Source organism: Paenibacillus baimaensis (genome assembly GCF_025567575.1).
Map to the genome: position 1 here is coordinate 1 of NZ_JAOQIO010000040.1, position 12,712 is coordinate 12,712.

Here is a 12,712-nt window from a genome sequence, read left to right on the forward strand (position 1 = left end):
TGAATATTAGTAACAGAACAGATACTTGAAAAAAATTTGCTACCTTTACTCGAGAGTACTTGAAAACGCTTAAGCATTAAACTAACGGAAACGTTAGTTCAATAAACCAGCGGCAGTCTAGGACTTTATTTTCCAGTCCTAGACTGCCGCTGGTTTTATATCGAAGCCAGTCTAATACTTATTATTCGGAGCCTGACGGTTTATCAATTCAGAAATCCGCGTAGGACCAACAAATCCAGTCTATAACTTTATTTTCTTCGGACATTTCAAAAATCGATTGAGTAGGATGGTATCCTATACAATCGATTTTTCATTTTAAATACCAGGTTTTTAATAACGGTTTATTTCATAACCAACGTCTTTACAACGGCAGAGATGCCGTTTTTTGTTGAGGATTTGTCGGAAAACATGTCGTCGAGATACACAAATATGCCAAAGTTGTCAAGAGCCCCTGGAAAGAGGTTATCATTTCATAGAAACTGATCATTAGATTGCATATTCATTTTAAAGAAAAAAATGTAAACTATGAATATGAAAAGAGGTGGTTCTTGTGTTGACGGAGCATGTATTTGCGGGAAGTGTATTATTGGCAGGTTTGCTCTCCTTTTTCTCGCCGTGTATTTTGCCATTATTGCCTGTATATGTAGCCCATCTTGGCGGCGTTGCTGAGGGAAGTCATTCGGCAGTTGGAAAGGTTCGGGTTCAAACGAACTTAATCGGAAATACCGTGTTCTTTATACTTGGAGTCTCCACCGTCTTTGGGCTTCTCGGTTTCGGTGCCGGAGCATTAGGGAGTGTTGTAAACAGCTCCTGGTTTATCGTCATTTGTGGGATTATTGTTGTTTTATTCGGGATCTATCAAACGGGAATATTTAAGCTGATTTTTATGGAGCGCGAGAAAAAATTGACGATCGAAATCAAGGGAAAAAGGGGCTTTGCTGCAGCATTTTTGCTCGGATTCACGTTCAGCTTCGGTTGGACGCCTTGTATCGGACCGATCCTCGCAGCTGTGCTTAGCCTGTCTGCCAGTGAAGGCTCATCGGCACAGGGCGGATGGTTGATGCTAATTTACGCGCTTGGTTTAGCGATTCCCTTTATGTTCCTTTCGCTCTTTTCGGGTCTATTGTTAAGGCGGCTGAAGGCGATCAATAAGCACTTACGTATGTTGAAAGTGATTTCCGGATTCCTGCTTATAATCATGGGTTTGCTTCTCATGATGGATAAACTGAACACTATTACAAGCATGTTTCAATAGCTGGACTATACGATAGGGGGCTGATTATGATGATCAATAGAAAGTGGGCAGTAATAATACTGGCACTGTTTTCCGTGCTGCTCCTTGCAGCTTGCGGGAATAAGCCTGTGTCGCAGACAGCGTTGAATAAAGGGCAAGTCGTTCCTATGTTTGAGTTAAAAGATTTGGATGGGAAGCAGGTTGCAATGGCCAGTCTTGCCGGCAAAAAAGTATACGTGAAATATTGGGCTTCCTGGTGTCCAGTTTGCTTGAGCGGGATTGATGAATTGAATACTTTAGCGGGTCAGAATAATGATTTCAAGGTGATCACGATCGTCAGTCCCAATTTTAAAGGCGAACAATCAACAGATGATTTCACGCAATGGTTTAAGGGGCTTCAGTCTGAGCAAACGGGCAATAATCTAACCGTACTACTCGATGAAGGCGGAAAATATGCTCAGAAGCTTGGGATAAGAGGATATCCGACCTCGCTATACATCGGCTCTGATGGCGTTTTGGTTAAAACCACGCCGGGTCATAACTCCAATGATATCATAATCAATACATTCAAAGAGATTTCTTGAGTACCCATAAAAAAGAGGAGGGAATATCATGAGGCGACTTTTTTATGCAAGTTCATTGCTGCTATTGTTGTTCGTCGCAGCTTGCGGTAATCTGAAGGAGGGCTTGACGATGGCTGCCGAGAAGGGACCTACAACTACAAGATCAGAAAACCCGAATGCCAAGATAGATTACTCGCACAGTGATCTGCAAACGATCTATTTGGCTGGAGGCTGCTTTTGGGGATTGGAAGCCTACATGTCGCGCATATATGGCGTACAGGACGTAACCTCAGGCTATGCTAACGGAACAGGTGAAAACCCAACCTACGAAGAAGTGACTCGCGGAGATCGAGGTTTTGCCGAAACAGTTCAGGTGAAGTATGACCCTGCGCGAATTCAGTTGACCGATTTGCTGACCGATTTCTTTAAAGTTATAAACCCGACAAGTGTGAACAAACAGGGGAACGATGCAGGTATCAATTATCGGTCGGGAATTTACTATGTAAATGACAGTGACCTCTCCATTATTAACGAAGTGGTAGCCAGACAACAGAAAAAATATTCAAAAAAGATCGTAACCGAAGTGCTGCCGTTAACGAATTACTACTTGGCAGAGGAATATCATCAGAATTATTTAGAGAAAAACCCGAATGGGTACTGTCATATTGATCTCACCATTCTGGATAAACCGATTGAAGTGGATTCTACGATGTATTCCCGGCCCAGCGACGAAGAGCTAAAAAAGAAATTAACAGATATCCAGTACAAAGTGACAGTTCTCGGAGAGGAGGAAAGGGCCTACTCAAACGATTACTGGAACACATTTAATCCAGGAATCTACGTCGATGTTACAACAGGCGAGCCCTTGTTCTCCAGTCGTGATAAATACGATGCTGGCTGCGGGTGGCCCAGCTTTACGAAACCCATTGATCCCAAAGTGGTGACATATGAAGAAGATAGAAGCTTTCATTTGGTTCGCACGATGGTTAAGAGCCGCGTAGGAAAAATTCATCTTGGCCATGTGTTCGACGACGGACCTAAAGATAAAGGCGGCAAAAGATTTTGCATCGACAGCGCCTCTATCCGATTTGTCCCGCTGGACGACATGCAGCAGGCAGGTTATGGATATTTGCGAGCAACCGTTGAATAAATCGGAAGGGGTGACTTATGTACACTTTGCTTATCGTGGAAGATGAAGAATTGGTGAGGAAGGGCATCAAATGGTTTGTGCCTTTCGAAGAGCTGAACATTACTGAAATCATGGAAGCGGGCAATGGTGAAGAGGGGCTTGATCTCTTTCAAGCCCATCGTCCGGACATCGTCCTGCTGGACATTAATATTCCAAAGATGAACGGCTTGGATTTTGCCAGAAAAGCCAAGGAGCTGAAACCAAACGCCAAGATCGCCATCATTACGGGATATGACTATTACGATTATGCGGTTTCCGCTTTAAAGATCGGAATCGATGACTATGTTCTAAAACCCGTATCAAAAAATGATGTATATGAAGTACTAAGAAAAATAGTGGAAAAACTTAAAAATGAACAACAGCAATCGGAGCTGCAGCACGTGGTTTCAGATTACAAAACGACATTACAACTCACAGACGAACCCGGCAACAAAGCATCTATAGCCCAAATCATCGAGGATAATACGGCGAATCCGGATTTTTCGCTCGCCATGTTGGCCGCCCAAAAAGGGTTTAGTCCAGGATACATGAGTGTCTTATTCAAAAGGTTGTTTAATGTATCCTTCCAAGATTACTTGGTGGCGACCCGCTTGGAACGTTCAAAGATTCAGCTCCTGATGTCCGATATGAAAATATATGAAATCTCGACGGCTGTAGGCTTCGATAACCCAAATTATTTTAGCGCAGCATTCAAAAAGAAGTTCGGGCTATCCCCCCTGCAATACCGGGAAAGGATTAAAAATTCGTGATGGCATTTCTCCGTTCCCTACAATTCCGAATTTCATGGATTTATATGGTGATCAGTTTTTTAACTATCGGAACCATCGGCTCTGTTCTATATGTCGAAATTTCTCGTGTAGTGCTGGAAGCCTCTGTTCAAGAATCCAAGACAGAGATATCTAAGAGCGGCACCTATGTTGAAATGTATGTCGATCGGCTTAAGGTATTGTCGTCTATGCTTGCTCGCAGTCCCCAGACGATCAAAACACTCTCATCGCCGACCAAAGAAGGGAAAGAAGAAGTAGAGTTAATGATTAATAATGTGCTGCTCTCTGATGCCTACATTAAATCCGTGGTGATCATCGGCAAGGATGGGTACGTGCTGTCCAACGAGAAGGACCTGAACATGCAGCGTTCTTCAGATATGATGAACGAGCCTTGGTATATCGCAGCGATTAATAGCACCAACCCGGAGCTGACATCAGCTCGGATGCAGAAGTTTTCGATGGACACAAATAACTGGGTTATTTCGATGAGTCAGGAAATTAAAGATACGAACAATAGTAATCTCGGTGTTGTCCTATTGGACATTCAGTATAAAGGCATCGAGGATTATTTGAACGAGCTGCAGCTTGGAATAAATGGGTATGCATTTATCATAAATAGTAGAGGTGAGCTCGTTTATCATAAAAATCCTGACTATTTTAACGATCCGGCCAAGCAAGCTGAATTGAAAGAGATCAGCGTATCGAAGGAAGGCTTGGATAAGTCGCAAAATTTGCTTGTGTACAGAACGAAGCTGCCAAATTCCGATTGGACATTGGTCGGTGTCAATTCCCTGGATGGACTACAGCAAATCCGTAACCAACTACTTCGTTCCTTTGCGGTTGTTGGGTTGGGACTGCTACTACTGATCATAGGGGTATCCCCCTTGATAGCCAAAAGTATTACTCGTCCGATCAACCGGTTAGAACAGGCGATGCAGAAGATGAAAACAGGCTCGCTAGAAGTGAGCGTCCCGGAAACCGGAGTGACGGAGATTCAAGGGCTTGCCCAGCATTTCAATACGATGGTGTCAGAGCTGCAGCGATTGATGCAGGAAATCGCTGCAAAGGAAAAAACGCTGCACGCCTATGAATTGAGCGTATTGCACAGTCAGATCAATCCTCATTTTTTGTATAATACACTCGATACGATCGTCTGGATGGCGGAATTTGACGATAGCGAACGAGTCATTTCTACAACAAAAGCTTTGGCTAAATTTTTCCAGTTATCGTTAAGTGGTGGAAGTGAATTAACGACGATCGAAAATGAAATCAACCACATTTCCCAATATCTAATTATTCAGAAGGAACGCTATGGCGAAAAACTTCATTATCATACTTATTTTGATCCAGCTCTCTCCGAAAAGGTGATCCCCAAAATTATCCTGCAGCCTCTCGTTGAAAATGCGATTTATCACGGCATTCGAGAAAAAGAAGGACCGGGTTCACTGCAGATTACTTGTAACAGAACGGAAGATGGGAACATCAAGTTTGTTGTGAAGGATGACGGCGTCGGCTTCGATCCAAACAAACGGGGGCAAGCCTCCGGCAACGGGCAGTCGTCTTCCCTGCCCAAATTAGGCGGTGTCGGCATCAACAACGTGGATGGACGTTTAAAGCTATACTACGGTAAGGAATATGGTATTACCATACAATCCTGCATAGGAAAAGGAACAACCATAACGATTGTGATTCCATGAATCAAATACTAATATATCAAATACTAATATAAAGGGAGATAATCAATTATGAAGCAAGCTGTTGAAACGTTGTTCGTCAATACCTTTACGGATGGGATTTTGGACCCGGACAAAGAAATGCTTGGCCCTGTCAAGGATGGCGGTCATATCGTGGCTAATACGGCACCTGGCTGTTGGGGTCCAATGATTACGCCTTGCCTGAAAGGCGGGCATGAGGTTACTAAGCCGATCTTTGTGGAAGGAGCGGAAATAGGCGATGCCATTGTTATTCGAATCAAATCAATCGACGTAACCTCTATCGCAACTTCATCGGGGAACGACAAGCCGGTTGAAGGCCGTTTCCTTGGCGATCCTTTTGTAGCCGTGAGATGTCCCGAGTGCAGCACGCTGAACCCAGACACGGTCATTAAAGGCATCGGTCAAGAAGCGATCCGCTGTGCCAACTGTGGTGTCGATATCACTCCTTTTGTTTTTACGAATGGTTATACCATTACGTTCGATGAAGCTGGTCAAGTTGGAGTCACCTTGCCGAAGGAAGCAGCCGAACAAATTGCGCATGAAGGCCGCCATTATATGCGAACACCGGATGCGTCCGTGCAGAATCCAATTGTGACATTTGCTCCGCATGACCTGGTCGGCGTCGTCGCACGCATGCGGCCGTTTCTGGGCCAACTCGGTACTACGCCTTCCAAGGCGTTACCCGATTCGCACAATGCCGGCGATTTCGGCTCGTTCCTGATCGGGGCGCCGCATTCGTATGCCGTGACCCAAGAGGAACTGGACGAGCATTGTACGGATGGGCACATGGATATCAGCCGTGTTCGTGCAGGTGCAACACTAATCTGCCCGGTCAAAGTCCCAGGCGGCGGTGTTTATCTGGGTGATATGCATGCGTTGCAAGGCGATGGAGAAATTGCGGGTCATACGGCCGACGTTGCGGGGATCGTCCACCTGCAGGTCAAGGTGCTGAAGAACGTTAAGCTTGAAGGGCCGATTCTGCTGCCGAACGTGGAGGATTTACCCTACACGGCCAAGCCGCTGTCCGCTACAGAGAAGCGCATTGCCGAGAATCTCGCGGCCAAGTGGGGCTTGAATGAGATTGAAACCTCGCTTCCGTTGTCCATAATCGGAACGGCTCCAAACTTGAATGCAGCTACTGATAACGGGCTCGCCCGCGCTGCAAGGTTGTTTAACTTAACGGTGCCCGAGATTATGAACCGCGCCACGATTACCGGCTCGATTGAGATCGGCCGCCACCCGGGAGTTGTCACCGTAACCCTCCAAGTTCCCAAGCATTATTTGGAGCAGGCGAAGCTTTATGAAGTCGTCGATGAACAGTATAAGGAACGTGCCTGAACCCCAGCAAAAAGTTATGGTTTCATTATGCGAATATGTGATTTAACCGATCCGCCAGTCGTTGAAGGAAAAACTGAAAGTCGTTATTGTCATCCCTTATCTGATTAAAGTCTGCGTAATTAATCCGCGGGCTTTTTTTAGTTTACTAAGAACACAAATTTACGAACATAGACGCCATCAGCTCTCGGAAAGAGAATATCATTTCATAGAAACTGATTATCATATTGCATCCTAATCTTTACGAGAAAAATGTAAACTACAAATAGGAGAAGATATGGTTTTCGTGTTGCCGGAAGTCCATACTCAATAATTTAATGGAGGATTGAGAAGTATGAGAGAAGCATTTGTATTCGAAAAATTAGACACACACCTTGGTGAGTTGCTTGAATTGGTAGAGAGATGTCCAGCGAACAAACGCAATATCGTACCCGAAGGTTTTAAAAACAACCTTCATTGGCAGATCGGGCATGTTCTAACGGTCACTGAGTTCCATGTATACGGTCTTTCTGATCAAAATGAAACCCTTTCAGCAAACTACCAAACTTTTTTCGCCAATGGTACGAAACCCACAGATTGGCAGGAAGAACCGCCTGCGTGGGATCTATTAATCGATCAGTTGAATGAACAACACAACCGGATCCGTGAATCGTTGAAGGATAAGTTGGAAGTCCCCGTAAAGGAGAACTTTCTGAAAGCTGAGACTATTGGAGAGCTAATCGTCTCAACGGTGTTGCATATCGTCAATCATGTGGGTATTATCACCGCTATGCTGAAGGTGTTGAAATAATTAACAGAGTAATCTAAAAACAGCAGTTCAAAGGCTACCTTAGGTTGCTGTTTTTGGACATTCACACATGCTACTTTAAGAAAAGCATTATCGGGGATATTGTGACCGAACACTCGGACAAGCAATTCTTCGCTGTTGAAACTGAATAGTTTGAAAGTGTTGTGGGAAAGTACGAAGTTAAAGGCATACCCAGTCTACTAGTATTCAAAAAGGGGAGAAGCTGGCCCATTTGCACAACAAATTCGCAAAACTCCGACTCAAATCAGGGGATACTTAGAAACTTTAAACTAGCACGCGCTTTTTTATACACATGAACTGGATGAGTCTATACAAAACATACCTCCTGATTGATTGATTATAGATCAATTCCACGCAAATTAACAAACAATTTGAGGATGGAGGTGATTAGTGAATGAATAGAGATAAAAAATTGAAAACGTTGGACGTTGACCAACATTTATTTGTTGCTGAAGCTACTAAGTCTGTGTTGGAAGAAATTGAAGATGTATTATTTATGGATATAGCATTAGACGTCAAACAATGTAAGGGAAAAATAGTCGAACATGAGCCCGATCTAGTTATTCTAGATTATTTTGCACCTGGATTAAAAGATATGGAAATTATCGAACATATCAAATGGAATTACCCTGCAACCCAAATTGTCATATTCACAGGGGAGGATATTACGAAACTATTCAATGGTTTAGTAAAGTTGGAGGTAGACAGTATACTATCTAAAGAATACAATGCTAAAACATTCAAAACATGGTGGAATGTGTATTGGATAATCAATCGATGATACCCATTTCAATTTTTAGACAATTTTCATTAAACACGAGTAATCATACGGGTGACATGACTAATGAAGAGATTCTTATCATGAACATGATTGTAAAAGCGTGTACTCATGATAAAGTTGCAGAAACAATTTCTGTAAGTAAACGGTCAGTGGATAATAAAGCGTATTTACTTAAAACTTGAAGTGAAAACCAGATTGGAAGCGATAGAAAAGTTCGTAAAGAGTGAGTTTTACTATGAAAACTTTAAGATTGAAATGTAATTAAAAGATGCAGATGCCTATTATGTTACCGACTCGTCCAATTCGCCGGTTTACAATCAAGACTTGCAAAATAGTGACGACCGGTCTTTATGTAGAAATAGGAGATTGGGATAGACTGGTGACTTTGAAATTGGAGGGGTATTATGTCTATGGAAAAATCAAGCTTAAAGATGCGTTTAGTTATTGTTTTTTTTCTCGTTATTCTAGTAGCTGGATCTTTAAATGAGGTTAATTGTTTTTTGAACAATTAAATTTAAATTAAAAAAAAAGATCTATCATGCCTCCAAATTACTGTGGAACAATGAAAAAATAAATTCTCATGAATTGTTCTGGCGTATTAACGCCTCATTATCCAACTAACTGAGAACGTTTGTTCAATAAAAGGCACAATTATGAATGAGCAGGGATCCTTGCTTTTGGTAACGGGCAATAGAATTACTGGCAACTAACTGATGTAAGCTAATGGATGTAGGGATAACTTTCTAAATTGAAAGCAGGTGCGTACTTTGATCAAAAGATTCAAAGGGACGTATAGCGATTGTTTTACGAACAGGGCCTAACGAAGAATAGAGATCGACACCGTCTTCTCACGTATGAGTCCTTCATGAGAAGGGAGCCGCAAGCAACCTACAATCTGATCATTGGTACGGACGGACATGTCCGTCGTGGACTCACCAAGATAATCACAGGTATTATCATACGGCGCGAAAACAGAGGGGCAAGGGCATGCTACCAGCAAGTTATTATCCCTCGTGAAATTATGTCAGTACGCGATAAGCTCTCAAAAGAGACCAGCTTAAGTGAAGAAATTGCATGCTACTTCGATGACCAAAAGAGAAGTCAGCTGGAGGACATTCTCCTTCCTTTCGTATACCATGGTGCTGCTCTTGATAATTTTATTCATATTGATGCAGGCCATGATAAAGCTGTCAGCAGGACGGCGCTCTATGTTTCGGAAATGGTCGATCGTGTTGAATCCTTAGGGTGGCTACCTGTTATAAAACCAGATTCCTATGAGGCATACTCTTACGCAGACCGATACTCAAAAAATAGCAGAATTCCCGTTTGGGGTTAATTGAGAAAAAGCTTATTCTCAACGGAATGAGCTTTTTTCATGCAAGAAACTTCCATAAAAGAAAAAATATATTAATAAATCAGAATGGAAAACTTACCTTGCGACCATGTTTGATTTTTTGGAATTAAAAATCCGATCTGACATAATTCTATTACGGCGATGGCTGTTACGTCATTGAATAATAAAGAAAGTAAAACGGAGTCCGCAAATTCCCATAGCTATGTTATTGTTGTTTCAGAATTCGATGGATTTTCTTAGTTTTCTTAGACTTTGGAGCGAAAAAGGCTTTTTGTTGCAAAATTCGTTAGAATAAAATTTCGGGCCTTTTTTAGTGTTATGTATAAATATACAAACCTTGTGTACTTGTCAAGTAACAAGTAACTATTCATCCCGATAGTAATACATGGAGCTGTTACATACTATAAGCCGGAGGGGCTAGATGTTCTGAACGCGATCGGGAGCTGCGCGAGCTGGATCAGTCGAAGGTGCCATGTTGCCCGATCCCTGGAAGTTTAATCTATAGCGCCAGTAGAAATCGTTAATATCGGTAGCCAACAAATCTATGTGCTGAAGCCTTTCGATGGATTATGGACAGGAACTACTTGCCATCCATTGTAAAGGTTTTTTTGTTCTCAGAGACTTAAAAAACAGAAGATTATGGACATTCAGATAGAATTAATGCAACACTAGTGTGACAAAATTAACTTTTCGGATCTTCCAACTGGTCGGATCTTTTCATCCGATTTCGAGTGCTCCCGATCATCCATAGCAATAGTGGAATTCCGAATAGAAAAATGGGGAAGACGATATTTCTCCAGAATTGAGGGTAATTTATTTGAGACTCGTCCACACTTCTTGGAAATAGGGCGACAGCTATGATCAAGATGCCGACGATCCAAATCAAGGACTGCCATTTCCTGATATGAAACAACTGAGCCGCTCCATAGCTTGTCATGAACATGTAGAGGCATAGTTTGATGAAAAAACTAAAGATCGTACCAACGACCAACAAAATATCGAGGTTTTGAATGAATCCCATGATGGAAATGTATTGAGTGATGTAATAAATGGGATACAGGAGCTTGGCTGGAACGGTATTGTCCATTATAAGCAGCACGTCGATAACACCGGTAATAAGGATGACCGCGGCGATTCCCACACCCCACAGTCCGGAGGACAATGCCTTTTTTTTATCTGTAAGGAAGGCGACCAGCATCACAATCATAAACGATTCGCTCAAGTAAGAAGCAGCCAACGTGCTACCTTTTAACACCGGCATAATGCCCTCAATAGGTAGGAGTGGAAGAATACGTTCTGGGCGATAATTAACGATGGTTAGGATCTTGAACAATGTTATGTTAAAGATGATGAGAGGTCCGATGACTTCACTGCAGCGTCCGACGATATGGAGACCTCCATACACTGCGTATACCATAACAAACGCCATGAATAGGACGACGAGCCAAAATGGAGTAGCCATAAATAAGGCGGAATGAACAAAATCCGCATATTGTCGCAAGATTATGCCGGCTGTGAAAATCCAAAGAAGCAGATACGCGAAGATGATCGTTTTGCCCAACCATTTGCCTATGATTTTGGGGACGTATTCTACAAACGTTTCCTCTGGATAGAGAAGGCTTAACTTAATCGCGATATAGGCAACCAGCATGGATGCCGCACCAGCGAAAAGCATGGCCACTGGTGCGCCTTGTTTAGCTTCTTTGAATGTAATGCTGGGTGTTAGCAGCAATGTTGTGATTTCCATCGAAAGTAATAGCCAAAAATATTGATATTTCGTCAGCTTCATCTCTAGCTCCTTAACTGTTTATTGGATATATGGAGGTGGCCCTTGGAGTCCAATTCGCTTTATCTTCACGCGTGAATGAACGGTAATTTGTGCATCTGTAAACTCTTGCTCCCATCGGGAGCTCAGATCTTTCCACTCTCTAGGGTGCTGTCGGCTGATCGCTCTTCCGAAATGGAACACATCAATATGAAACTGCTTTTGCGCTTTTTGAATCATACTCAACATGGCCTTTTCGATATGGCTGTTCAACTTCTCTTCGTATTTTCGCAGATTTTCGTTATTTCGAAGTTCCAACGTCGTATTGCTCTCTTGTATAGTAGCGTTGCCATTTAATTTGACGTCAATTTCTACCCGGTCGCCCTCAACTTCAGTGTGTACCTTGCATCTCGTTTGTTGGATTTCGACACTGAACGTTTCTTTTCTGTTTGACGACATGGGCACTGTTATCGGCATGCGGTTTGTTTCTTTAACTACCCATAACCGATAAGCAGATTCCATCGCATCGAAATAGCCGACTAATTGCTGCTTATGGTTAAGAATTGCCCGGCCGTAAATACTAAATGTGTTTTTTTTGAGTTTCGGATCGTATTGGATATCGATGGCAGGAAGCGTAGGACCGCTCCCTTCAGCGTTTGACTCGATTAAAAACTCAAGAAGCGAATTGCCGATTTGCTTGCCGATGTTCTCTCTAATTTTTGAAGTAGCGATGACAGGCATTTTTTCGAGCGGATAAGACATTTGCATAAAATCAAGGGCGTTCTTCCCCTTCACGACCCAAATATCTGTTTTGAGCCGGCTATCGGGGTCCCTGGTGATCGAGTCCATGATATCAGAGATACCTGCCTTTGCCGTGTCTTCTCCAAAATAGATGTTACGCCGGTGACCACGGGTTATATTTCGCGATAACTTTACCTGCAAATCAAAGATACTTTCAGGTAGGGTCTTCCCGGTCCCCGTCTCGATGAAATAGGATTTTTTCTCTCCGGCACCAGTTCCTTTGGATTCTAGCGGAATCATGAATTGTCCGATTAGCAATATTTTTCCGTCATCGAGACTATCGATACCAGAACCCAAATCAAATAATCGGTCGTTCAATTCGCGCCGATCCCAACATCCAGTTAACGGAAGTAGAAGAAGGATGGCCGCGAATAGCAAGCCAGTTTTTTTGATTCGCATA

Annotated in this window: 11 protein-coding genes; 9 read left to right on the plus strand and 2 right to left on the minus strand. The window is 42.8% G+C overall.

The window, feature by feature from the left end; genetic code table 11:
* Positions 1–550: 550 nt before the first annotated feature.
* From OB236_RS14035 to OB236_RS14075, 9 genes are all read left to right on the plus strand, one after another.
* On the plus strand, positions 551–1,255 hold the full coding sequence (locus tag OB236_RS14035) for a cytochrome c biogenesis CcdA family protein (protein WP_262684560.1): 705 nt from the start codon (positions 551–553) through the stop codon (positions 1,253–1,255).
* Between the two features lie 26 nt (positions 1,256–1,281).
* Entirely contained in the window at positions 1,282–1,818 is a 537-nt protein-coding gene (locus OB236_RS14040) for a redoxin family protein (protein ID WP_262684561.1), read from the plus strand.
* A 28-nt stretch (positions 1,819–1,846) separates the two neighbouring features.
* A complete protein-coding gene (msrA, locus tag OB236_RS14045; RefSeq protein WP_262684562.1) occupies positions 1,847–2,947 on the plus strand; it encodes a peptide-methionine (S)-S-oxide reductase MsrA in 1,101 nt (366 codons plus the stop codon).
* A gap of 35 nt (positions 2,948–2,982) precedes the next feature.
* Positions 2,983–3,735, plus strand: coding sequence for a response regulator transcription factor (locus tag OB236_RS14050; RefSeq protein ID WP_262684563.1), 753 nt, complete (start codon positions 2,983–2,985; stop codon positions 3,733–3,735).
* Positions 3,735–5,450: a sensor histidine kinase gene (locus OB236_RS14055; protein ID WP_262684597.1), complete on the plus strand. Its 1,716-nt coding sequence runs from the start codon at positions 3,735–3,737 to the stop codon at positions 5,448–5,450. The genes OB236_RS14050 and OB236_RS14055 overlap by 1 nt, the downstream gene beginning before the upstream one ends.
* Before the next feature lie 48 nt (positions 5,451–5,498).
* Positions 5,499–6,806 (plus strand): acetamidase/formamidase family protein, encoded by a 1,308-nt coding sequence (locus OB236_RS14060; protein ID WP_262684564.1) that lies wholly within the window; start codon positions 5,499–5,501, stop codon positions 6,804–6,806.
* A gap of 331 nt (positions 6,807–7,137) precedes the next feature.
* Positions 7,138–7,593, plus strand: a complete 456-nt coding sequence (locus tag OB236_RS14065; protein WP_262684565.1) for a DinB family protein — start codon at positions 7,138–7,140, stop codon at positions 7,591–7,593.
* A 412-nt stretch (positions 7,594–8,005) separates the two neighbouring features.
* Positions 8,006–8,392, plus strand: coding sequence for a response regulator (locus tag OB236_RS14070; RefSeq protein WP_262684566.1), 387 nt, complete (start codon positions 8,006–8,008; stop codon positions 8,390–8,392).
* 865 nt (positions 8,393–9,257) lie between these two features.
* Entirely contained in the window at positions 9,258–9,728 is a 471-nt protein-coding gene (locus tag OB236_RS14075; RefSeq protein WP_262684567.1) for a ribonuclease H-like YkuK family protein, read from the plus strand.
* Between the two features lie 700 nt (positions 9,729–10,428).
* Here the strand turns inward: OB236_RS14075 and OB236_RS14080 are convergent.
* Entirely contained in the window at positions 10,429–11,535 is a 1,107-nt protein-coding gene (locus OB236_RS14080) for a GerAB/ArcD/ProY family transporter (protein WP_262684568.1), read from the minus strand.
* Positions 11,536–11,553: 18 nt separating this feature from the next.
* Positions 11,554–12,711, minus strand: a complete 1,158-nt coding sequence (locus OB236_RS14085; RefSeq protein WP_262684569.1) for a Ger(x)C family spore germination protein — start codon at positions 12,709–12,711, stop codon at positions 11,554–11,556.
* Position 12,712: the final 1 nt, after the last annotated feature.